This is a genomic window from Variovorax sp. PAMC26660 (assembly GCF_014302995.1).
Lineage (GTDB): Bacteria > Pseudomonadota > Gammaproteobacteria > Burkholderiales > Burkholderiaceae_C > Variovorax.
On sequence record NZ_CP060295.1, the window covers coordinates 4,257,060 to 4,279,476 of the forward strand.

25 protein-coding genes are annotated in these 22,417 nt (G+C 64.1%); 22 read left to right on the forward strand and 3 right to left on the reverse strand.

From position 1 onward, the window contains the following. Nucleotides 1-192: 192 nt before the first annotated feature. The 4 genes from H7F35_RS19915 to H7F35_RS19930 are packed head-to-tail and all read left to right on the forward strand — an operon-like array spanning nucleotide 193 to nucleotide 3,386. Nucleotides 193-1,296: an RluA family pseudouridine synthase gene (locus H7F35_RS19915; protein ID WP_187108322.1), complete on the forward strand. Its 1,104-nt coding sequence runs from the start codon at nucleotides 193-195 to the stop codon at nucleotides 1,294-1,296. Next, nucleotides 1,289-1,960: an HAD family hydrolase gene (locus H7F35_RS19920; protein WP_187108323.1), complete on the forward strand. Its 672-nt coding sequence runs from the start codon at nucleotides 1,289-1,291 to the stop codon at nucleotides 1,958-1,960. Before H7F35_RS19915 ends, H7F35_RS19920 begins: the two co-directional genes overlap by 8 nt. Before the next feature lie 10 nt (nucleotides 1,961-1,970). Further along, the gene (locus H7F35_RS19925) at nucleotides 1,971-2,339 is read left to right on the forward strand and encodes a Rieske (2Fe-2S) protein (RefSeq protein ID WP_187108324.1); all 369 of its coding nucleotides are present in this window, start codon (nucleotides 1,971-1,973) and stop codon (nucleotides 2,337-2,339) included. A gap of 3 nt (nucleotides 2,340-2,342) precedes the next feature. Then, complete coding sequence (locus tag H7F35_RS19930) at nucleotides 2,343-3,386, forward strand: S49 family peptidase (protein ID WP_187108325.1); 1,044 nt, start codon at nucleotides 2,343-2,345, stop codon at nucleotides 3,384-3,386. 10 nt (nucleotides 3,387-3,396) lie between these two features. On the opposite strand, the gene H7F35_RS19935 is transcribed toward H7F35_RS19930, so the two are convergent. Genes H7F35_RS19935 through H7F35_RS19945 form a run of 3 tightly spaced genes read right to left on the reverse strand, consistent with a single transcriptional unit; the run spans nucleotide 3,397 to nucleotide 5,893 of the window. Then, nucleotides 3,397-4,551 carry an MFS transporter gene (locus H7F35_RS19935; protein WP_187108326.1) on the reverse strand — a complete coding sequence of 385 codons (1,155 nt, stop codon included), beginning with the start codon at nucleotides 4,549-4,551 and terminating at the stop codon, nucleotides 3,397-3,399. A 2-nt stretch (nucleotides 4,552-4,553) separates the two neighbouring features. Continuing rightward, the gene (locus H7F35_RS19940; protein WP_187108327.1) at nucleotides 4,554-5,315 is read right to left on the reverse strand and encodes an SAM-dependent methyltransferase; all 762 of its coding nucleotides are present in this window, start codon (nucleotides 5,313-5,315) and stop codon (nucleotides 4,554-4,556) included. Continuing rightward, nucleotides 5,312-5,893 (reverse strand): Maf family nucleotide pyrophosphatase, encoded by a 582-nt coding sequence (locus tag H7F35_RS19945; protein ID WP_187108328.1) that lies wholly within the window; start codon nucleotides 5,891-5,893, stop codon nucleotides 5,312-5,314. Before H7F35_RS19945 ends, H7F35_RS19940 begins: the two co-directional genes overlap by 4 nt. 82 nt (nucleotides 5,894-5,975) lie before the next feature. Between H7F35_RS19945 and H7F35_RS19950 the strand changes: the two genes are divergently transcribed. From H7F35_RS19950 to era, 18 genes are all read left to right on the forward strand, one after another. After that, on the forward strand, nucleotides 5,976-6,533 hold the full coding sequence (locus tag H7F35_RS19950; protein ID WP_187114348.1) for a YceD family protein: 558 nt from the start codon (nucleotides 5,976-5,978) through the stop codon (nucleotides 6,531-6,533). Nucleotides 6,534-6,679: 146 nt separating this feature from the next. Beyond that, complete coding sequence (gene rpmF, locus H7F35_RS19955; protein ID WP_007830466.1) at nucleotides 6,680-6,862, forward strand: 50S ribosomal protein L32; 183 nt, start codon at nucleotides 6,680-6,682, stop codon at nucleotides 6,860-6,862. A gap of 61 nt (nucleotides 6,863-6,923) precedes the next feature. Further along, entirely contained in the window at nucleotides 6,924-8,021 is a 1,098-nt protein-coding gene (plsX, locus tag H7F35_RS19960; RefSeq protein WP_187108329.1) for a phosphate acyltransferase PlsX, read from the forward strand. Further along, nucleotides 8,021-8,998: a beta-ketoacyl-ACP synthase III gene (locus tag H7F35_RS19965; RefSeq protein ID WP_187108330.1), complete on the forward strand. Its 978-nt coding sequence runs from the start codon at nucleotides 8,021-8,023 to the stop codon at nucleotides 8,996-8,998. Before plsX ends, H7F35_RS19965 begins: the two co-directional genes overlap by 1 nt. Nucleotides 8,999-9,049: 51 nt before the next feature. Next, a complete protein-coding gene (gene fabD / locus H7F35_RS19970; protein ID WP_187108331.1) occupies nucleotides 9,050-10,003 on the forward strand; it encodes an ACP S-malonyltransferase in 954 nt (317 codons plus the stop codon). A gap of 31 nt (nucleotides 10,004-10,034) precedes the next feature. After that, nucleotides 10,035-10,778 (forward strand): 3-oxoacyl-ACP reductase FabG, encoded by a 744-nt coding sequence (gene fabG, locus H7F35_RS19975; protein WP_093236562.1) that lies wholly within the window; start codon nucleotides 10,035-10,037, stop codon nucleotides 10,776-10,778. A 100-nt stretch (nucleotides 10,779-10,878) separates the two neighbouring features. After that, complete coding sequence (gene acpP / locus H7F35_RS19980) at nucleotides 10,879-11,118, forward strand: acyl carrier protein (protein WP_007830471.1); 240 nt, start codon at nucleotides 10,879-10,881, stop codon at nucleotides 11,116-11,118. Nucleotides 11,119-11,217: 99 nt separating this feature from the next. Next, nucleotides 11,218-12,462, forward strand: coding sequence for a beta-ketoacyl-ACP synthase II (gene fabF, locus H7F35_RS19985; RefSeq protein ID WP_187108332.1), 1,245 nt, complete (start codon nucleotides 11,218-11,220; stop codon nucleotides 12,460-12,462). 13 nt (nucleotides 12,463-12,475) lie between these two features. After that, the gene (locus tag H7F35_RS19990; RefSeq protein WP_187108333.1) at nucleotides 12,476-12,958 is read left to right on the forward strand and encodes a hypothetical protein; all 483 of its coding nucleotides are present in this window, start codon (nucleotides 12,476-12,478) and stop codon (nucleotides 12,956-12,958) included. A 10-nt stretch (nucleotides 12,959-12,968) separates the two neighbouring features. After that, entirely contained in the window at nucleotides 12,969-13,643 is a 675-nt protein-coding gene (gene rpoE, locus H7F35_RS19995) for an RNA polymerase sigma factor RpoE (protein WP_261803287.1), read from the forward strand. Nucleotides 13,644-13,660: 17 nt separating this feature from the next. Continuing rightward, nucleotides 13,661-14,335 carry a sigma-E factor negative regulatory protein gene (locus H7F35_RS20000; protein WP_187108334.1) on the forward strand — a complete coding sequence of 225 codons (675 nt, stop codon included), beginning with the start codon at nucleotides 13,661-13,663 and terminating at the stop codon, nucleotides 14,333-14,335. Nucleotides 14,336-14,358: 23 nt separating this feature from the next. Further along, a complete protein-coding gene (locus H7F35_RS20005) occupies nucleotides 14,359-15,432 on the forward strand; it encodes a MucB/RseB C-terminal domain-containing protein (RefSeq protein WP_187108335.1) in 1,074 nt (357 codons plus the stop codon). 105 nt (nucleotides 15,433-15,537) lie between these two features. Next, nucleotides 15,538-17,025, forward strand: coding sequence for a DegQ family serine endoprotease (locus H7F35_RS20010; protein WP_187108336.1), 1,488 nt, complete (start codon nucleotides 15,538-15,540; stop codon nucleotides 17,023-17,025). Between the two features lie 522 nt (nucleotides 17,026-17,547). Next, complete coding sequence (gene lepA, locus H7F35_RS20015) at nucleotides 17,548-19,359, forward strand: translation elongation factor 4 (RefSeq protein WP_187108337.1); 1,812 nt, start codon at nucleotides 17,548-17,550, stop codon at nucleotides 19,357-19,359. Between the two features lie 8 nt (nucleotides 19,360-19,367). Then, entirely contained in the window at nucleotides 19,368-20,339 is a 972-nt protein-coding gene (gene lepB, locus H7F35_RS20020) for a signal peptidase I (protein WP_187108338.1), read from the forward strand. Between the two features lie 31 nt (nucleotides 20,340-20,370). Next, entirely contained in the window at nucleotides 20,371-20,739 is a 369-nt protein-coding gene (locus H7F35_RS20025) for a DUF4845 domain-containing protein (RefSeq protein WP_187108339.1), read from the forward strand. A 17-nt stretch (nucleotides 20,740-20,756) separates the two neighbouring features. Continuing rightward, nucleotides 20,757-21,443, forward strand: a complete 687-nt coding sequence (gene rnc / locus H7F35_RS20030; RefSeq protein WP_187108340.1) for a ribonuclease III — start codon at nucleotides 20,757-20,759, stop codon at nucleotides 21,441-21,443. Between the two features lie 7 nt (nucleotides 21,444-21,450). Then, nucleotides 21,451-22,416 (forward strand): GTPase Era, encoded by a 966-nt coding sequence (gene era, locus H7F35_RS20035; protein WP_187108341.1) that lies wholly within the window; start codon nucleotides 21,451-21,453, stop codon nucleotides 22,414-22,416. The last annotated feature ends 1 nt before the right edge of the window (nucleotide 22,417 follow it).

A 22,417-nucleotide genomic window follows, 5' to 3' on the forward strand; every position in this document is an offset into this window, starting at 1 on the left:
GCAGCTTGGAAGCTGCAGGCTGGGTATTCCGTATCGGTGTTTCGTGGGTGTCGGCTTGACTCGGGTGCCTGGCCTGCCACTTTGCGCAATTGCGCGGGGTTTGCAGCTCGGCGCCAAAGCGGCATCGACCTCACAGCGTTGTCGTCAGTGCTCTAAACTTCTGTCTAATCAAGCACTTACACGACCGCGCTGGTGAAAAACATTATAGGTGCGAAGCAAAGCCCCGAGACCGCTCCAAATCCCTCAGGCCAAAAAGCTTCAGGTGAAACCGGGGCGCCGCATTCGGCCATCAAATTCCTCACGGTCGATGCCGAATCCGCCGGACAGCGGCTGGACAATTTTCTGTTCCGCCATCTGAAAGGCGTCCCGAAGACGCACGTCTACCGGATCATCCGGTCGGGCGAGGTGCGCATCAACAAGGGGCGAGCCCAGGCCGAAACCCGCATCGAGGTCGGCGACGTGCTGCGATTGCCGCCGGTGCGGATTTCGCCGCGCGCGGAAGAGGGCGCCACCCCGCCCGCGCCGGCACGCGAATTTCCCGTGCTGCTGGAAGACGACGCGGTGCTCGCCATCGACAAGCCTGCCGGCGTGGCGGTGCATGGCGGCAGCGGCGTCAGCTTCGGCGTGATCGAGCAGCTGCGCACGGCGCGGCCGGGCGCCAAGTTCCTGGAGCTGGTGCATCGGCTGGATCGCGAAACCTCGGGCATCCTGCTGGTCGCCAAGAAACGAAGCGCGCTGCTGGCGTTGCAAGACCAGTTTCGCGAGCGCGAGACCGGCAAGACCTACTTGGCGCTGGTCGAAGGCAACTGGCCAGCCAACAAGAAGGTGCTCGACGCGCCGCTGGCCAAGTACCTGTTGCCGGGCCCCGATGGCACGGCCGGCGCCGGCGAGCGCCGCGTGCGCGTGGTTGCCAAGGACCATCCGGATGCGATGCGCGCCGTGACGCTGGTGCGTGTGCTGGCGCGGCTTGCGCTGCCCGGCGACGCCACACCGCTGTCATTGCTGGCGGTGACCATCAAGACCGGTCGCACCCATCAGATTCGTGTTCACCTGGCATCGGCCGGCCATGCGATTGCCGGCGACGACAAATACGGTGACTTCGAGCGCCAGCGCGCATTGCAGAAGCTCGGCCTCAAGCGCATGTTCCTGCACGCCTGGCGGCTCCAGTTCAACCACCCGGCCAGCGGCGAGCGTGTCGCGCTGCAGACCGACCTGCCGCCCGAGCTGCACGCGCTGATGTCGCCCGCCGCGCTCGACGCGCTGGCCCAACACCCCACTCCCACGTCCCATGACTGATTCCTCCAGACCTCTTCGCTTCGACCTGATCGCCTTCGATTGGGACGGCACGCTCTACGACTCCACGCAACTGATCGTGCGCTGCATCCAGGCCGCGGTGATCGACGTCGGCGGTGCCAAGCCGACCGAAAACGACGCCGCCTGGGTGATCGGCCTGGGCCTGGCCGAGGCGCTGGCGCGCGCGGCGCCCGATGTGCCCAAGGAAAAATACCCCGAACTCGGTGCCCGCTACCGCTACCACTACCTGCAGCACCAGGACGACCTCGTGCTGTTCGACGGCGTTCTGCAGATGATCGACGCGCTGCGCGCGCGCGGCCACAAGCTGGCGGTTGCCACCGGCAAGTCGCGCCGTGGGCTGAACGAAGCGCTGAAGTCGGTCGCCTTGCGCGACCGCTTCGATGCCTCGCGCACCGCCGACGAGACCTTCGGCAAGCCGCATCCGCGCATGCTGCTGGAGCTGATGGAAGAGCTCGACGTGACGCCCGAACGCACCCTGATGATCGGCGACACCACGCACGACCTGCAACTGGCGCAGAACGCCGGCTGCCCCAGCGTGGGTGTGAGCTACGGCGCGCACGAGCCTGCCAGCTTCGACGAATTCAAGCCCTTGTTCGTCGCCCACACGGTCGCCAGCCTGGAAACGTGGCTCCTCGACAACGCCTGAGAATTTCGTCATGAGCGAAGAACGCATCCCGCTGTGCAATGCCGCGGACCTGGTCGAAGGCGGCCATGCCGTGCCGTTCGACGTGGTTCACGGCGGGGAAACCTGCCGCGCCTTCGCGGTGCGTTTCGAGGGGCTGCCCCATGCGTACCTCAACCGTTGCAGCCATGTCGCGATGGAGATGGATTTTCAGCCCGACCGCTTCTTCGACGACACGGGCCAGTGGCTGTTGTGCGCGACGCATGGCGCGGTCTACAGGCCCGATACCGGCGAATGCGCGGGTGGCCCTTGCCGCGGCGGCCTTGTGAAGATCGCGCTGAGCGAGCATGACGGGGTGGTGCACTGGCATACTGACTGGAACCTCCACCCCCTCATCTTCTGACACATGACCGACCCGAATCGCAGAGAACCTGAAGGTTTCGATCCGTTTGAGCCGGTAGCTCCCATCACGCCTTCGCAGGACACCTCCAAGAACATGGCTCAAGACCCCACACAGCGCCCCGGCTGGGAGCGCGCAACGCTTGAAAAGCTCGCCTTCGCCGCGCTGGGCGAGCAGAAGGCCACGCGCCGCTGGAAGACCTTTGTGCGGCTGTCCTGGCTCGCCTTCTTCATTTTTCTGGCGTGGTTCGCGCTTTCGCGCAGTACGCCGAGCACCGCCAAGACCACCGCCCACACGGCCGTTGTCGAGATCAAGGGCGAGATTGCTGCCGGTGGAGATGCGAGCGCGGAGTTCGTGGTCGCGGCCATGAAGACGGCCTTCGAGGACGACGGCGCCAAGGGCGTGATCCTGCTGATCAACTCGCCCGGCGGCAGTCCGGTGCAGGCCGGCATCATCAACGACGAGATCAAGCGGCTGAAGGCCAAGCACAAGAAGCCGGTCTACGCCGTGGTCGAGGAAACCTGCGCCTCGGCCGCCTATTACATTGCCGCCGCCACCGACAAGATCTATGTCGACAAGGCCAGCATCGTCGGCAGCATCGGCGTGCTGATGGACGGCTTCGGCTTCACCGGCGTGATGGAAAAGGTCGGCGTCGAGCGCCGCCTGCTGACCGCTGGCGAGAACAAGGGTTTTCTCGATCCGTTCAGCCCAATGAGCGACGCGCAACGCGCCCACGCCCAGACCATGCTGAACCAGATCCACGCGCAGTTCATCAATGTGGTGAAGACCGGTCGCGGCGACCGCCTGAAGCTCGACACCCCGGGCCTCTTCAGCGGCCTGTTCTGGAGTGGCGAGCAAGCCGTCGAGTACGGCCTGGCCGACCAGTTGGGCAATGTCGACTACGTGGCACGCGAAGTCATCAAGGCCGACGAGGTGATCGACTACACGCGCCGCGACAACGTGGCCGAGAAGCTGGCGAAGAAGTTCGGCGCCTCCATGGCTGAAACCACGGTGCGCCTGATGCAGAACAACGTACCGGCGCTGCGCTGATTCGCTGCTGTTATCGGTTTTCGCCGCTGGCGGTGTAGCGCGCCGAAGCCGCCAGCGCGACGGCGAAAACCACGACCACATAGAGCGCGGCGGTCAGCGAGGTCGCCCGCGCCAGCAGGCCGATCACCGCGGGGCCTGCCATGAACCCCAGATACGCCACGGCCGACACCGCTGCAATGCCGCGTGCCGGCTCGATGCCCGGCACCTTCGCCGAGGCAGAGAACAGGATCGGCACCACATTGGCAAAGCCGACGCCCACGCCTGCGAAGCCGATCAAGGCGAGCCAGGGCTGGTCGGTGAGCAGCACCAGTGTCATGGCCGCTGCTGCGAGCAGACCACTGCCGAGCAGCAGCGCAGCAGGCTGGAAGCGGGCCCGCATTGCATCGCCACCGAAACGTGCTGCCGCCATGGCCGCCGAGAAACTCGCGTAGGCCAGCGCGGCTTGCTGCTGCGGCGCCCCGATTTCCTGCTGCATATAGAGAACGCTCCAGTCGTAGATCGCGCCTTCGGCGATCAGGCCCAGTGCGGCGAGCGTGCCCAGCACTGCGAGCGCACCGCGCGGCAGGCGAAAGCTGTGATCGGCGGCGGCCCCGTCGCCTGCAGCGGCGGGCTTGGGCAGCATGCGTGTGGAGGCCGCAGCGACAGCCAGCACCATGACCGTGGCCACCAGCAGCAGGTGGGCCTGTGCGCCGAGTCCGGCCGCAAGCGCCGCGCTGCCGCTGGCGGCGCCGGCCATGCCGCCGAGGCTGAACATGCCGTGCATGCCGCTCATCAAAGGCGTTCCACCGTGCAGTTCGAGCTGCGCCGCCTCGGTGTTGATCGACACGTCGAACACGCTGGTGACAAGGCCGAAGGCCGCCAGCAACCCCAGCAGCGCGACATAGCCCGGCATGGCGATCAGGCCGGCGAGCAGCAGCGCGTAAATGCAACCGCAGATGCTGGCCACGCGGCGCGGGCCGTAGCGCCCGATCCAGCGCCCCGCGCTGGTCAGCCCGAACATCGCGCCGGCGCCGGCCGCGAGCATGGCCAGTCCGAGCTGGGCTTCGTCGATGCCGTAGTGCGCCTTCACTGTGGGCACGTGGACGCCCCAGGTCGCAAAGATGAAGCCGGCGGAAAAGAACTGTGCACGCGAAGCCCAGCGCGTGCCTGCGGTCACGGCCACCATCGTCAGCGACCGATCGCGAACACGGCGGGCAGGCGTTCGTCCACGCCAGTCTGCGGCTTGGCGCGCCAGCCCTTGACCGTTTCGCTGCGCACATGGGCGGTGGCAAGCGTGAGGCCGCGCGCCACGGCGAGGCGGGTGTTGTGCTGCAGCGTTTGCACCAGGGCCTGCAGCAGCACGGTGTTGCGGTAGGGCGTTTCAATGAACAGCTGTGTCTGGCCGGTCTTGAGCGCGAGCGCTTCGAGCTCGCGAATGCGGATCTGGCGCTCGCTCGCGTCCTGCGGCAGGTAGCCGACGAAGGCGAAGTTCTGGCCGTTGAGGCCGCTCGCGGCCAGCGCCAGCAGCAACGAGACCGGGCCGGTCAGCGGCACCACGGCAATGCCCAGGTCGTGCGCGGCGCGAGCCACCGAAGAGCCGGGGTCGGCCACCGCCGGCATGCCGGCCTCGCTGAGCAAGCCGATGTCATGGCCTTCGAGCGCGGCAGCCAGCAAGGGGCGGGCGTCGAACTGACCAGCGTGGTCGCCTTTCTTGTGCACTTCGCGTGGCAGTTCCTGGATGTTCTGCGCCTGCAGGGGGGCGGCCAGTGGCGCGACAGCGTCGATGCGTTTCAGATAGGCGCGCGCGGACTTGGCGTTCTCGCAGATCCAGTGGGTGATGCCGGCGGCCGCTTGCAGCGTGCCCAGCGGCAGCGCGTCTTGCAGCGGGGCCTGGACGTCGCAGCCGAAATCGAGCGGTGCGGGGACGAGGTAGAGCTTTCCGTGTGTCACAGGAGTTCAACTCCCGCGGCGCGCAGCATCCGGCAGGTGCGGATCAGTGGCAAGCCGACCAGCGCAGTCGGGTCGTCGCTGTCGATGGCGCTCAGCAAGGCAATGCCCAGGCCTTCGCTCTTGGCGCTGCCTGCGCAGTCGTAAGGCTGTTCGGCCAGGAGGTATTGCTCGATCGCGGCGTCGCTGAGGTCGCGAAATACCACGCGCACGGGTGCGATGTCGCGCTGGACGAAGCCCGTTGCGTGGCAGACGACGGCCACGGCGGTCTGGAATATCAGTGTCTGGCCGCGCATGCGGCGCAACTGGGCGGTGGCGCGGACGTGGTCGCCGGGCTTGCCGAGTGCCTCGCCAGCCAAGTCGGCCACCTGATCGGAGCCGATGACCACAGCTTCGGGGAAGCGGGCGGCCACGGCATTGGCCTTTTCAAGTGCCAGGCGCACGGCCAGGTCGTGTGGCGTTTCGCCGGCCAGCGGCGTTTCGTCGACTTCGGGGGACTGCACGTCGAAGGGCAGTCGCAGGCGGGTGAGCAGTTCGCGGCGGTAGCGCGAGGTCGAGGCGAGGATCACAGAGCGTTGCATGGGGACGATTGTGCGTGAGCCGTTCAAAACCCTCAGGCACGCCCGATGTCGGGAAAACGGCCGGCGCGATAGACTGGCGCGGATGAACAGAGAATTTGCCCCCGAACGGCTCAACGTGCCTGCTTTTGCAGCCGCCGCCGCATCCCTTGAGGCTGCTGACCCGGTTCCTGATTACCTGCGCCTGGTCGCTGAACTGGCGGCTCCGGCGCCTGACGCCGTGGTCCATTGGGAGGCGACCGCCGAGGAGCGCCCCGGCGCAGACGGCAAGTCGACGCCCTGGCTGCACCTGGAGGCGGAAACCACCGTGCCACTGGTTTGCCAGCGTTGCCTGTCGCCCGTCGACACCTTGCTGACGGTCGACCGCTGGTTCCGTTTCGTGGCCGACGAGGCCACGGCAGAAGCTGAAGACGAGGAATCCGAAGAAGACCTGCTGGTCATCAGCCGGGATTTCGACCTCCAGACCCTGATCGAGGACGAGCTTTTGATGGAAATTCCCGTCACGCCCATTCACGATGTTTGCCCGATACCGGTCCAGCTCTCGTCCAGCGACGAGGACTTCCAGGCGGCCGAAGAAGCCAAGCCGAACCCCTTTGCGGTGCTCGGAGCGTTGCGTTCACGCAAGCCGGGAGAGGGCAAGTAGCCCTTTTCCCCAGGCTGGGCTATACTCATGGGCTTCGCGCGCGCCGCCGTGAGCAGCGATGCAGATAAAGGCATTCCATACATGCCGCTGCATTGCCACCGCAAAAGAGCGCATCCAATCACTCACCTAACAGTCCAGGAGCCATCATGGCCGTCCAGCAAAACAAGAAGTCGCCTTCCAAGCGCGGCATGCACCGTTCCCACAATGCGCTGGTCGTGCCCGGCATCGCCGTGGAACCGACCACCGGCGAAACGCATCTGCGTCACCACATCAGCCCCAACGGTTTCTACCGTGGCCGTCAGGTGCTCAAGAACAAGTCTGAAGCCTGATCTCGCATCCCAAGGCCGAGGCCCGAAGCTACTTCTGCTGTAGCGTCGGGCCTTTGTTTTGATGGCTACGTCTTCTCTTCCCGAATTCGCTGCTGCGCCTTCTGCAATCACGCTCGCCGTGGATTGCATGGGAGGCGACCATGGGCCGCGCGTCACGCTTGCGGCCTGCCGTGCGTTTCTCGAGCGGCACAGCGAAGCCTCGTTGTTGCTGGTCGGTGCGCCGGCCGCACTGGCGGGCTTTGCCGCGCATCCACGCGCCCGCATCGTCGCTGCCAGCGAGGTGGTGGGCATGGACGACCCTGTCGAAATCGCATTGCGCAAGAAGAAGGACTCTTCGATGCGTGTTGCGATCCAGCAGGTCAAGGATGGCACTGCGCAAGCCGCCATCTCGGCCGGGAACACCGGCGCGCTGATGGCCATTGCGCGTTACCTGCTCAAGACGCTCGACGGCATTGATCGTCCGGCCATTGCGCCGCAACTGCCGAACGCCAAGGGCGGGGCAACGACCGTGCTCGACCTGGGTGCGAACGTCGATTGCGACGCTGAGGATCTGCTTCAGTTCGCCGTGCTTGGCTCGGCGCTCGTCTCGGCGTTGACCGGCAACGAGTCGCCTTCGGTCGGCTTGCTCAATATTGGCGAAGAAGCCATCAAGGGCAGCGAAACGATCAAAAAAGCGAGTCAACTGCTGCGTACGGCTGCTAACTCCAAAGATTTGAACTTCTACGGTAACGTGGAAGGCAACGATATTTTCAAGGGCACAACCGACATCATCGTCTGCGATGGATTTGTCGGGAATGTGGCGTTGAAGGCCAGCGAAGGCGTTGCTTCAATGATCCAGGAGTTCATTCGGGCCGAGTTTTCGCGAAACGTCTTCACCAAAATTGCGGCAATTGTTGCCTACCCGGTCTTAAAAGCCTTTAAAGGTCGTGTTGATCATCGCCGCTACAACGGCGCCGCACTTTTGGGCCTGCGTGGCCTGGTTTTCAAGAGTCATGGCTCGGCCGACGAAGTGGCTTTCGGCTACGCGCTGGATCGCGCTTATGATGCCGCTCGCAACAACCTGCTCGATCGCGTGCGGGCCCGCATCGCCCACGCCGCGCCATTGCTCGCGCGGCAGGAACCGGCGGCGCCGGTCGACGCGACGGCCCTTCACGTTTGATGACCCCTTTTTCACGCATTACCGGCACCGGCAGTTACCTGCCCCCACGCCGCGTGACCAATGACGACCTTGCCAAGGAACTGGCAACACGCGGCATAGAAACCTCCGACCAGTGGATCATTGAACGCACTGGCATCCACGCGCGTCACTTTGCCGCGCCGGAAGTCAGCAGCAGCGATCTCGGTCTTGAGGCCGCCAGGCACGCCCTGGAGGCCGCGGGCCGCAAGGCCAGCGATGTCGACCTGATCATCGTCGCGACCTCGACGCCCGACATGGTGTTCCCATCGTCGGCCGCCATCCTCCAGCACAAGCTCGGCATTGCCGGCTGCCCGGCCTTCGACGTCCAGGCCGTCTGCAGCGGTTTCGTCTACGCGCTGACCATTGCCGACGCGATGATCCGCACCGGCACGGCGCGTTGTGCACTGGTGATTGGCGCCGAAGTGTTCTCCCGCATCCTCGACTTCAACGACCGAACCACGTGCGTGCTGTTCGGCGACGGTGCGGGTGCGGTGGTGCTTGAAGCCAGCGAAGAGCCGGGCATTCTTGCCAGCGATCTGCATGCCGATGGCAAACACGTCGGCATTCTGTGTGTGCCAGGCCATGTCTCGGGCGGCAACGTGCTGGGCACGCCGCTGTTGCACATGGACGGGCAGGCCGTGTTCAAGCTCGCGGTCCGCGTGCTCGAAGAGGCTGCGCGCGCCACGCTGGTCAAGGCCGGCAAGACCGAGGCCGACATCGACTGGCTGATTCCGCACCAGGCCAACATCCGCATCATGGAAGGCACAGCGAAAAAGCTGAAGCTGCCGCGCGAGAAGCTGATCGTCACGGTCAACGAGCACGGCAATACGTCGGCTGCCTCGATTCCGTTGGCACTCGATGAAGCTGTGCGCTCCGGCAAGGTGAAGAAGGGTGAGACCCTCATGCTCGAAGGCGTGGGCGGTGGCTTCACCTGGGGCGCGGTGCTATTGAATCTGTAGCGTGTTGCGGCCTCTCGACGAGGGCTGCAATGCGATATGACGCATAAAACAATGAAATCCTTTGCTTTTGTCTTTCCGGGTCAAGGCTCGCAGGCGGTCGGCATGCTCGACGCCTGGGGCGACCATCCGGCTGTGGCCGAAACCCTGCGCGAAGCCTCCGATGCGCTGGGCGAAGACGTTGGCGCGCTGATCAAGGCCGGCCCCAAGGAAGAACTGGCGCTCACCACCAACACCCAGCCCGTGATGCTCGTGGCAGGCGTTGCCGCGTGGCGCGCCTGGCTGGCCGAAGGCGGTGCAACGCCTTCCGTGGTGGCTGGTCATTCGCTGGGCGAGTACTCGGCGCTGGTCGCCTCCGGCGTGCTGACGCTCGCACAGGCAGCGCCGCTCGTGCGCTTTCGTGCACAAGCGATGCAGCAGGCTGTGCCCGTAGGTGTCGGCGCGATGGCGGCCATCCTCGGCATGGAATCCAGCAAGGTCATGGCGGGTTGTGTGGAAGCTACGGCGACTTTCGGTGCCGACAGTGCCGAGATCGTCGAGGCCGTGAATTTCAATGATCCGATGCAGACGGTGATCGCCGGCAGCAAGGCGGCGGTCGACAAGGCCTGTGAACTGCTGAAGGCCAATGGCGCCAAGCGCGCGCTGCTGTTGCCCGTGTCGGCGCCGTTCCATTCGAGCCTCATGAAGCCCGCAGCCGAAGCGCTGCGCGAAAAGCTCGCCGGCATCACGCTGGCGACGCCTCAGATTCCGGTGCTGAACAACATCGACGTGGCCATCGAAACTGACGCGGACCGCATTCGCGACGCGCTGGTGCGCCAGGCCGCAGGTCCAGTTCGCTGGGTCGAAAGCATCCAGGCCTTGAAACTGCGCGGTGTAGCCGCCATCATCGAGTGCGGCCCTGGCAAGGTGCTGGCCGGCATGGTGAAGCGCATTACCCCCGATCTGGAAGCCGCGTCGGTGTACGACCCGGCCACGCTCGCGGAAACCCGACAATCGCTCGCCGGCTGAACGGCGCAAGCAAGGCCCGATACTTTTTCTTATGAGCATTCCCAAATTTGAAGGGCAAGTCGCCCTGGTCACCGGCGCATCGCGCGGCATCGGCGCGGCGATCGCGCTCGAGCTGGCCCAGCGCGGCCTCAAGGTCGTGGGCACCGGCACCACCGACGAAGGCGCGGCGAAGATCACTTCCGCCCTCAGTGCCTTCGATGGCCGTGGGCGTGCGCTCGACGTGAATGACGGCGCTGCCGTCGAAGCCCTCATCGACGAGATCGTGAAGGCCTATGGCGCCATCCACGTGCTGGTCAACAACGCCGGCATCACGCGCGACACGCTCGCCATGCGCATGAAGGACGACGACTGGGACGCGGTGCTCGACACCAACCTCAAGGCCGTCTTTCGCCTGTCGCGCGCCGTGATCCGCCCGATGATGAAGCAGCGCTATGGCCGCATCATCAGCATCACCAGCGTGGTGGGCGCTTCCGGCAACGCCGGGCAAGCCAACTACGCGGCCGCCAAGGCCGGCGTCTCGGGCATGACCCGCGCGCTGGCCCGTGAACTCGGCAGCCGCAACATCACGGTCAACTGCGTCGCGCCCGGTTTCATCGAAACCGACATGACGGCCAGCCTCCCCGAAGCCCAGCAGCAGGCGCTGCTTCAGCAGATCCCGCTGGGTCACCTGGGCAAGCCGGCCGACATCGCGCATGCAGTGGCCTACCTCGCATCGCCCCAGGCCTCCTATGTGACGGGGCAGGAGCTGCACGTCAACGGCGGCATGCACATGTAGCCGCAAGGCGCAATCTTTTCCCGTACCGGGTGCACGGCAAATGCCACAATGCGCCCGGCTAAAATCCACCGATTACCTACAAACCCTCAGAGGGAACCAAATGAGCGATATCGAAGCACGTGTCAAGAAAATCATCGCCGAGCAACTCGGCGTGGAAGAGTCCCAAGTGACGAATGAAAAGGCCTTCGTGGCCGACCTCGGCGCCGACTCGCTCGACACGGTCGAACTCGTGATGGCACTCGAAGACGAGTTCGGCATCGAGATTCCCGACGAAGACGCCGAGAAGATCACCACGGTGCAAAACGCCGTCGACTACGCCACCAAGAATCAAAAGGCCTGATCGGCCAGCTGACAACATCGCGTCTGCGGCCGGCGGTTCTCCTTTGAACCGCATGCGCCGACAGGCTGTTGTACAGCGCTTCCAGAAAGGTTTGCCGGCATGACCAAACGCCGCGTCGTCGTGACCGGACTCGGTTGCATCGCTCCTGTCGGAAACACCGCAACCGAATCCTGGGCCAACTTGTTGGCCGGGAAGTCGGGCATTGCGAACATCACCGCGTTCGATGCAAGCGCCTTCGCCTGCAAGTTCGCCGGTGAGGTCAAGGGTTTCGACATCACCCAATTCATCTCGGAGAAAGAAGCGCGTCACATGGACCGCTTCATTCATCTGGGGCTCGCCGCCGCCATTCAGGCGGTGCAGGACAGCGGACTGCCGACCGGCGAAGCGCTGTCCTATGAGGAAGCCGTGCGCATCGGCTGCAACATCGGCTCGGGCATCGGCGGTTTGCCGATGATCGAGCAGACGCACGGCGAATATGCGAGTCGCGGCCCACGCCGCATTTCGCCGTTCTTCGTGCCGGCATCGATCATCAACATGATCTCGGGCCACGTGTCGATCAAGTACGGCTTCAAGGGCCCGAACATCGCCGTCGTGACCGCCTGCACCACCGGCCTGCATGCCATCGGCACGTCGGCACGCATGATCGAGTACGGCGATGCCGACGTAATGATCGCGGGCGGCGCCGAATCCACCATTTCTCCGCTTGGCATTGGCGGCTTCACTGCGCCTCGCGCGCTGAGCACCCGCAATGACGATCCCGCGACGGCTTCGCGCCCGTGGGACAAGGATCGCGACGGCTTCGTGCTGGGCGAGGGTGCTGGCGTGCTGGTGCTCGAAGAATACGAACATGCCAAGGCGCGTGGAGCCAAGATCTATGCGGAAGTCTCGGGCTTCGGCCTGACCGGTGACGCGTATCACATGACCGCGCCCGACGTCGACGGCCCGCGCCGTTCGATGGTCATGGCGCTAGCCAATGCGGGTGTCAATGCCGACGAGGTTCAGTACCTGAACGCGCACGGCACTTCGACGCAGATCGGTGACCTCAATGAGACCAACGCGGTCAAGCTCGCCTTCGGCGATCATGCGAAGAAGCTCGTCGTCAATTCGACCAAGTCCATGACCGGTCACTTGCTGGGCGGCGCGGGCGGCATCGAATCGGTGTTCACTGTGCTCGCGCTGCATCACCAGAAGAGCCCGCCGACCATCAACATCTTCAACCAGGATCCGGAGTGCGATCTCGACTACTGCGCCAACGAGGCGCGCGATCTGAAGATCGATGTCGCGGTCAAGAACAACTTCGGCTTCGGGGGCACCAACGGCACGCTGGTGTTCAAGCGCGCTTGAGCATTGCTCTTTCATGCACAGCGCACCGTCGGTGACCTATCCGGTGGGGCGCTCGCGTGGCGCAACCCGGATCTTGATTGTCCTTTGGGCCCTGGGCGCTTGTTGTGCGGGCGCATCCTGCTATCTGTTGGATAGCGCCGGATGGCGCCAGCTCCTGCTGGTTCTCAGTGTCGCGTTTTCCGGCGTTGCCGCCGGCTTCGGCTTGCGGCGCGATGGCGCGGCGGTTCTGCACTTCGATGGACTTTGCTGGTCTTTGACGGGCGCCGACACCACTCGCAGCGTTCGTGCGGCCCAAGCCTCGGTCGCCCTCGATTTCCAGTCGCTGATGCTGGTCAGGCTTGCCGAGCCCGGCCGCGCCCGGCGCTGGATCTGGATCGAGCACCGGACCATGCCGGAACGCTGGCGCGATGTGCGTCGCGCGGTATATTCGCGCGCTCCCTCCGCAGCACCTGCTGGCGACCCCTGGCGCGCGACGGCACCGGCCGACGCGCCCTGAACCTCCCTCGATGACCACTTCTGTGCCGCCTGTGCCACCGGACTCCGGCCTGACCGACGCGTCCGCCGAGGCGCCGCGCCCGGGCGAGGTCGATTTCCAGCTGGTCCAACGCACGGTTGCGGGCGATCAGAAGGCTTTCGAGCTGCTGGTCATCAAGTACCAGCGCCGTATCGAACGCCTGATCGGCCGGATGGTGCGCGATGTCGACCTGATCGAGGACATTGCGCAGGAAACCTTCATTCGGGCCTACCGCGCATTGCACCAGTTCCGGGGGGAGGCGCAGTTCTACACCTGGCTTTACCGGATCGCCGTCAACACCGCCAAGAAGGCGCTGGTGGACATGAAGCGCGATCCGACTGTCTCCGAAAGCGCTCTGCGGCCGTCTTCTGATGACGACGATGAAACTTACCGTCCCGGAAACGAACCAATCAGCGACGAAACCCCTGAATCGATCATGGCGGCGAAGGAAATCGCCACCGCCGTCGAGGTAGCCATGGATGCGCTCCCGGCCGAGTTGCGCCAGGCGGTCACGCTGCGCGAAATCGAGGGCATGAGTTACGAAGAGATCGCCGAGGTCATGAATTGCCCTATCGGCACGGTGCGTTCGCGTATTTTCCGGGCGCGTGAGGCCATTTCGGCCAAGGTCAAACCACTGCTGGACAACCAGTCCGGCAAGCGTTGGTAAGCAAGCAGGTGAATGAAATGAATCAGTCGATGACAGTTCGGGAACAGGTGTCCGCACTTGCGGATGGTCATTTGCAGGGCGAGGCGTTCGCGCAGGCGATCGTCGCGGTCTGCAACGAGGACGAATCGCGCGCGGCCTGGCAGGAATACCACGCGGTGGGCGATGTCCTGCGTTCGGGGGGCCATGCGCCGTGCAGCGACACCTTGGCGTTCCTGGCTCGTTTCCAGCAGCGACTGGCTGCTGAACCCGTTGTCGCCGCGCCTGTGCTGGCGCCTGTCGCCGTAGCGGCGGCTTTGCCTGTACAGCGCAGGGCAGACGCGGCCAATGAGCCGGTGTTCCGCTGGAAGCTGGTGGCCGGTGCTGCGTCGCTGGTCGCCGTGGTGGCCGTCAGCTGGACGCTGGTCGGTAACGGCGCGGCGGTTCCGCAGGCCGGCGCGCAGATCGCGTCGACCCAACAGCAACAACAGCCGGCGGTGAATTCTGTCCTCGCAGCGGCTGCCATCAATGGCCAGCAGCCGGCCAGCGCCACATTGACCCCGACCCGCGTGATCGTCGGTAACGGCAATCCGCAAGTCATGCTGCGCGATCCGCGGCTCGATCAATTGCTCGAAGCGCACCAGCAAGCTGGTGGCGCTTCGCAAATGCCTTCCGGATTCTTGCGCAACGCCACCTTCGAGGGGCCCACGCGCTGAGTGCGCGCCCTCAGCTGCCTGTAATGACCGTTCAGATGCCGATCTCCGCCCGCGCCTGCGTGCTTGTGTTTGCAGCTTTTTGCCTGGCGCAGATTGCCACCGCGCAGACCCGCTCGGGCTCGGCAAATGCGAAGAGTGCAGCGACGGCGCAGACAGACGAGCCGCCCGCGATGAGCGTGACCGAATGGCTGCAGCGCATGCATGCGGGCGCCCGGCAGCGCAACTATGTAGGCACCTTCGTGGTGTCGGCTCCGGGTGGCGATCTGTCGAGCGCGCGCATCTGGCATGTGCGCGACGGTGATCACCAGATCGAGCGCATCGAGGCCCTGTCGGGGCCGCAGCGTTCGACCTTCCGGCGCAATCGCAATGTCATGACCTTCCTGCCCGAGGTGAAGGTCGTCAAGGTCGAAAAGCGCGAGAACCTCGATCTCTTTCCGAATCTCCCGGACAAGCCCGATTCGTCGATCGGCGATTTCTACGACGTACGCGCCATCGGCAAGGACCGTGTGGCGGGCTTCGACGCAGATGTGGTGCAGCTGGTGCCGCACGACGGACTGCGCTTTGGTTATCGCATCTGGAGCGAGCGCCGCTCGGGCCTCGTCGTGAAGCTGCAAACCGTCGACAGCGAATCCCGCGTGGTGGAGCAGTCGGCGTTCTCCGAACTGCAGCTCGATGCACCGGTGAAGGCGCAGGCCTTGGCGCAAATGATGGCCAACACCTCGGGCTATCGCATCGAGAAGCTCGAGTTGGAGCGAACCACCGCACAAGACGAAGGCTGGGCCCTCAGCACGCCCGTGCCCGGATTCAAGCCTCGAAGCTTTTTCCGGCGCCCAGCTGCTGCTGATGGCAAGTCGTCGAAGCCCGATGCCACGACTGTTCAGTGGACCTTTTCCGACGGTCTTGCCTCGGTGTCGCTTTTCATCGAGCGTTACGACGCAGTGCGTGGGCCTCGCGACGGCGTACTGACCATCGGGGCAACCAACGCGATTCGCCGGCGCCTGCCCGAGCCGGCCAGCGACTGGTGGGTGACCGCGGTCGGCGAGGTGCCGCAGCAGACACTCAATGCATTCGCGCAGAGCCTTGTGCGCACGCGCTGACAGGCCGCGAAAGCGCCTGCCGCGCCCCTTGCGCTGAACCAAGCACGCGCCGCAGACTCACAGCATTTGTTGTTTTATCCGCTCTGTTCTTTTGAAAGAAAACCGATGATCTTCAAAGTCGAGGGACACAAGCTTCGTTCCGGCCTGTTGGCTTTTGCGCTGGCGGTGACAGCCGGCGCCACCTTCCTGCCTGTCGAGTCGGTCCATGCGCAGACGCGCACGCTGCCTGACTTCACCGACCTCGTCGATCAGGTCGGCCCCTCCGTGGTCAACATCCGCACTGTCGAGAAGGTCGCGCAGCGAGGCGGCGGCGCCAATGGCGAGATGGACGAGGAGATGCAGGAGTTCTTCCGCCGCTTCTTCGGCCAGCCGCTGCCGGGCGCGCCGCGCCAAGGGCCGCGTTCCAACAAGCCGCAGCAGCCCCAGGAAGAAGAGCGCCCGCGCGGCGTGGGTTCCGGCTTCATCCTGACAGCCGATGGTTATGTCATGACCAACGCGCATGTGGTGGAAGATGCTTCCGAGGTCATGGTCACGTTGCCCGACAAGCGCGAGTTCAAGGCCAAGATCGTCGGTTCCGACAAGCGCAGCGACGTCGCGGTCGTCAAGATCGAGGCAACGGGGCTGCCTGCTGTGAAGGTGGGCGACATCTCCAAGCTGCGCGTGGGCGAATGGGTGATGGCCATCGGCTCGCCTTTCGGCCTCGAGAACACCGTCACCGCAGGCATCGTGAGCGCCAAGCAGCGCGACACCGGCGAATACCTGCCGTTCATCCAGACCGACGTGGCCATCAACCCGGGCAACTCGGGCGGCCCGCTGATCAACATGCGTGGCGAAGTGGTGGGCATCAACAGCCAGATCTACTCGCGCTCGGGTGGCTTCATGGGCATCTCGTTCTCGATCCCGATCGACGAGGCGATCCGTGTCAGCGACCAGTTGCGCACCTCGGGTCGCGTTTCGCGCGGCCGCATCGGCGTGCAGATCGATCAGGTCACTAAGGACGTGGCGGAAGCAATCGGGCTGGGCAAGGCGCAAGGCGCGCTGGTGCGTGGCGTCGAGGCCGGATCGCCGGGCGAGAAGGCCGGTGTCGAGCCGGGTGACGTCATCACCAAGTTCGACGGCAAGCCCATCGAGAAGCCGAGCGATCTGCCGCGTCTCGTGGGCAACACCAAGCCGGGCACCAAGAGCACGCTCACGGTGTTCCGCCGCGGCGCCTCGCGCGACTTGAGCGTGACCATTGCAGAGATCGAGCCCGACAAGCCTGCCAAGCGCGCAGCCGATCGCGACGAGCCGGCGCAGAAGCCATCGGCTTCGGCCGCTGCCAAATCGCTCGGCCTGGCCGTGAGCGATCTCAACGATGCGCAGAAGAAGGAGCTCAAGCTGAAGGGCGGCGTGAAGGTCGATACCGCCAGCGACGCTGCTGCGCGTGCCGGTCTGCGCGAAGGGGACATCATCCTGGCCGTGGGCAATGTCGAGGTTGCCAACGCGCGGGAATTCGAGTCCGCCATTGGCAAGGCCGACAAGAGCAAGGCGCTCAGCGTGCTGTTCCGTCGTGGCGATTGGGCGCAATATGCCCTGATCCGTCCCGCACGCTGATCTGGCGCCGGCGTCAAGTGGCCCCACCCGGCAGTCGGGTTTGGGGCCGTTTTTTTGAGGTGTTTACGACGTTCCGCTGTCCGGCTCGAAAAAAATCTGAGGGCCAAAAAGCGAGATGTTTTGTTTGTGTCTACTAACTTTCAAGAAGGCTAAGGACGGTTTTCGGTAGAATAGGCCTCTCTTGGCGGGCGGTCAGCGCATAAGGAATGCACTGACCTTCACGATGCGAGATGTTAGACAGCAGTCCACCGGTGCTCCACAGATCGCCCACAAGTTGTTCAGTGAGTGCTCCACCGATCCTGTGGATAACCTGTATATATCTTTGATGTTGTTGACCTGCAACGACCCCTTTGGACCCCGTTCCCGGATGTACGTGCTTCCCTTTTTGCCTACAATGAAGTTCCAACTACTGCAGTTGCCATTGCTTGTTGGTTCAGGGCGCGTCTCCAGAAGACGCGCCCTTTTTTCTTGCCTGTCGCACTCTGCGCACGAGCCAATTCAAGTACTTAAGCGTTCCCGTTGATGAATCACATCAGAAATTTTTCGATCATTGCGCACATCGATCATGGCAAGTCCACGCTCGCAGACCGTTTGATCCAGCGTTGCGGCGGTCTCGCCGAGCGCGAGATGGAGGCGCAGGTGCTCGACTCGATGGACATCGAAAAAGAGCGTGGGATAACCATCAAGGCACAGACCGCCGCGCTGCACTACAAGGCACTCGACGGACAGGTCTACAACCTCAATCTGATCGACACGCCGGGTCACGTCGACTTCTCTTATGAAGTGAGTCGCTCGCTGTCGGCGTGCGAAGGCGCGCTGCTCGTTGTCGATGCGTCGCAAGGTGTCGAAGCGCAGACGGTGGCCAACTGCTACACCGCACTCGACCTCGGCGTCGAAGTGGTGCCGGTGCTCAATAAGATGGATTTGCCCAACGCGGATCCAGAGAACGCGCGAACTGAAATCGAAGACGTCATCGGCATCGATGCGACCGATGCGATTCCTTGTTCGGCCAAGACCGGCATGGGCATCGACGAGATCCTTGAGGCAGTGGTCCACAAGATGCCCGCGCCGCGCGGCAATCCCGATGGCCCACTGCGCGCGATGATCGTCGACAGCTGGTTCGATGCGTATGTCGGCGTCGTCATGCTGGTGCGCGTGGTCGACGGTCGCCTGGTGAAGGGCGAGCGTATCAAGATGATGGCGTCCGGTGCCATGTACAACGCCGACAACATCGGCGTCTTCACGCCGGCCACCGAAGCGCGCGCTTCGCTCGAAGCGGGCGAGGTGGGCTTCATCATCGCGGGCATCAAGGAGCTGCAGGCCGCCAAGGTCGGCGACACCGTGACGCTGATCAAGCCAGGCACGGGTGGCGCGGCCGCCACCGCCACCGAGGCGCTGCCGGGCTTCAAGGAAATCCAGCCGCAGGTGTTTGCCGGTCTCTACCCGACCGAAGCCAGCGAGTACGACTCGCTGCGCGACGCGCTCGAAAAGCTCAAGCTCAACGATTCGTCGCTGCGCTACGAGCCCGAGGTGAGTCAGGCGCTCGGCTTCGGCTTTCGCTGCGGCTTCCTTGGCCTGCTGCACATGGAAATCGTGCAAGAGCGCCTGGAGCGCGAGTTCGACCAGGACCTGATCACGACCGCGCCCAGCGTGGTCTACCAGGTGGTGCGCAGCGACGGCGAAGTCATCATGGTCGAGAACCCGTCCAAGATGCCCGACGTCGGCAGGATGAGCGAGATCCGCGAACCGATCGTCACCGTGCATCTGTACATGCCGCAGGAATACGTCGGCGCCGTCATGACGCTGGCCAACCAGAAGCGCGGCGTGCAGATGAACATGGCCTATCACGGCCGCCAGGTCATGCTGACCTACGAAATGCCGCTCGGCGAAATCGTGCTCGATTTCTTCGACAAGCTGAAGTCGGTCAGCCGGGGCTATGCCTCCATGGACTACGAGTTCAAGGAGTACCGCGCGTCCGACGTGGTTAAGGTCGACATCCTGCTCAACGGCGAGAAGGTCGATGCCCTGTCCATCATCGTGCACCGCACCCAGTCGCAGTACCGTGGCCGGGCGGTGGTGTCGAAGATGCGCGAGATCATTTCGCGCCAGATGTTCGACGTGGCGATCCAGGCCGCCATCGGGGTCAACATCATTGCGCGTGAGACAATCAAGGCGCTTCGCAAGAACGTGCTGGCCAAGTGCTATGGCGGCGACATCTCCCGCAAGAAGAAGCTGCTCGAAAAGCAGAAGGCGGGCAAGAAAAGAATGAAGCAGATCGGCTCTGTCGAGGTCCCGCAAGAGGCCTTCCTCGCGATTCTGCAAGTCGAAGACTGATCAACAAAATGGCATTCATCACCTCCCTGGTCCTCGCGGCATTTGCCGGCTATGTCGGTGCCTGGTATTTCGGCGTGATCGAAGGCAACTTCGCACTTCTGCTGTTCCTGGCCACGGTGGTCACCGGTCTTTTCTGGCTGGCCGAGCGTTTCTATTTCCTGCCGAAGCGCGAGCAGGCCGCCGCCAAGCTCGAGGCCTCGATGGCCGAGCGCAATGCGCGGCTGGCAGGGCAGGGCATCACGCAGGTCGATACCGTCGACGCCAAGGCGAGCGACCGGCTGCTGATGCAGCCCTGGTGGCTCGACTGGACCGCTGGCCTGTTCCCGGTGATCCTGGTGGTGTTCCTGCTGCGCTCGTTCCTGTACGAGCCCTTCAAGATTCCTTCGGGCTCCATGATGCCCACGCTGCTGACCGGCGACCTGATCCTGGTCAACAAGTTCACCTACGGCCTGCGCCTGCCGGTCATCAACACCAAGATCACCGACGGCACACCGCTGGCGCGTGGCGATGTGGTGGTGTTCCGCTACCCGCCCAAGCCGAGCATGGACTACATCAAGCGCGTGGTCGGCATCCCGGGCGACGAGGTGGCGTACCTGAACAAGAAGCTCACGATCAACGGTCAGCCGGTGTCGAAGACACCCGAGGACGATTACCTCGACAGCGAATCGATGCGCCTGCTCAAGCAGTACGAAGAGAAGCTGGGGGACAAGCAGCACAAGCTGCTCAACGACGAAACCTCGCCGTCCTTCATTCCTGGCGCCAGCAGCTTCAATTTCCCGGGCATCGAAAACTGCCGCTACTCCGTCGAAGGCGTGGTCTGCAAGGTGCCCGCCGGCCAATATTTCATGATGGGCGACAACCGCGATAATTCGGCGGACTCGCGCTACTGGGGCTTCGTGCCTGACCAGAACATCGTGGGCAGGGCGTTCTTCGTCTGGATGAACTTCGGCGATCTGGGTCGCATCGGTCCGTTTCAATAAGCAGTCCAAACTGTTCGAGGGGTAAGAGGGCATGAGAACAAACCGGTCCATCCGCAGCAGGGCCGCGCAACAGCGCGGCATTTCGTTCATCGGCTTGGTGTTCGTCGCGGTGGTGCTCGCTTGCGTGGGCGTCGTCGTCGCGCAGGTCATTCCGACGCTGATCGAATGGCAGGCCATCGACAAGGCCGCCAACAAGGCCAAGGAAGGCACGACCGTGCCCGAAGTGCGCGCCATCTTCGATCGTGCTCAGGCCATCGACGACTTCAAGTCGGTCAGCGGCAAGGACCTCGATATCAAGAAGGTCGGCGACAAGGTCGTCGTGTCGTATGCGTACGAACGCGAGATTCCCTTGTTCGGGCCGGCCTACCTGACCCTCAAGTACAAGGGCGAGACCCGCTGAACGCGGCGCTCAAAAAGGTGGACGGCAGCCTCGTCGCGCTGCAGGCGCGCCTCAAGTACACGTTCTCCGACGCCCGGCTGCTCCAGCTCGCGCTCACGCACCGCAGTTTCTCGGCCGATCACAACGAGCGCCTCGAGTTTCTCGGCGACTCGGTGCTGAATCTCGCTGTCTCCCACCTGCTCTACATCCGTCTTTCGGCCCTACCCGAGGGCGATCTGTCGCGCGTGCGTGCCAACCTGGTCAAGCAGGACACCCTGCACCGGCTGGCGCTCGAACTGGCAATCTCGCCGCTGCTGCGGCTCGGCGAAGGCGAGGCCCGCTCGGGCGGCCCCAGCCGGCCGTCGATCCTGGCCGACGCGCTCGAAGCGCTGATTGGCGCGGTCTACCTGGACGCCGGCTTTGCAGCCGCCCAGGCGCTGGTGCATCGGCTGTACGAGTCGGTCGAAATCACCCCGCGCATGGATGCAGCGGCCAAGGATCCGAAGACCGAATTGCAGGAATGGCTGCAGGGTCACAAAATGAAGCTGCCGGTGTACCGCGTGGCAGCGACGCTGGGCGCCGCGCACAAGCAGACTTTCGATGTCGAGTGCGAGGTGCCCGAGTTGGGCCTTCGCGAACGCGGCATCGGCGGCTCGCGCCGCGCCGGCGAGCAGGCCGCCGCGGCTGCCATGTTGATCCGGCTCAAGGCACGCGGCGCCGCGTGAAATCACAATGAACGATGCTATCAATCCCGTAGCGGAACCCGAAGACGCCGCAGGCGATACGGCCGCAACCGGCCCGCAACACTGCGGCCTTATCGCCATCGTCGGCAAGCCCAATGTGGGCAAGTCGACGTTGCTCAATGCGTTGGTCGGCCAGAAGATCAGCATCACCTCGCGCAAGGCGCAGACCACGCGGCATCGCATCACCGGCATGCGCACGCTGGGCGCGACGCAGTTCGTGTTCGTCGACACGCCGGGTTTTCAGACCCTGCATGCCAACGCGCTGAACAAGTCGCTCAACAAGACCGTGCAGGGCGCGGTCGGCGACGTGGACCTGATTCTGTTCGTGGTCGAGGCCGGCAGCTTCACGCCGGCCGACGAGCGCGTGCTCAAGCTGCTCGGCAAGGGCATTCCGACCGTGCTGCTGGCCAACAAGCTCGACAACGTGCACCGCCGCGGCGACATCGCACCCTGGCTGCAGACCATGCAGGGCAAGCACAACTTTGCCGAGTTCGTGCCGATGTCGGCCAAGAACGCGAAGGATGTCGAACGCCTGTTCGGCATCTGCGAGAAGTACCTGCCCGAGCAGCCCTGGTTCTACGCCGAGGACGAACTCACCGACCGCAGCGAGAAATTCCTGGCCGGCGAACTGGTGCGCGAGAAGCTGTTCCGCCTGACCGGCGACGAGCTGCCCTACACCTCGACCGTGATCATCGACAAGTTCGAGGAAGAGCCGCCCCAGAAGAAGGGCCAGAAGCGGCTGCTGCGCATTGCTGCCACCATCGTTGTCGAGCGCGACGGCCACAAGGCCATGGTGATCGGCGACAAGGGCGAGCGCATCAAGCGCATCGGCATGGAAACCCGGGTCGAGCTGGAGAAGCTGGCCGACGCCAAGGTGTTCCTCGAACTCTGGGTCAAGGTCCGTTCGGGCTGGGCCGACGACGAGGCACGCGTGCGCTCCTTCGGTTACGAATGAA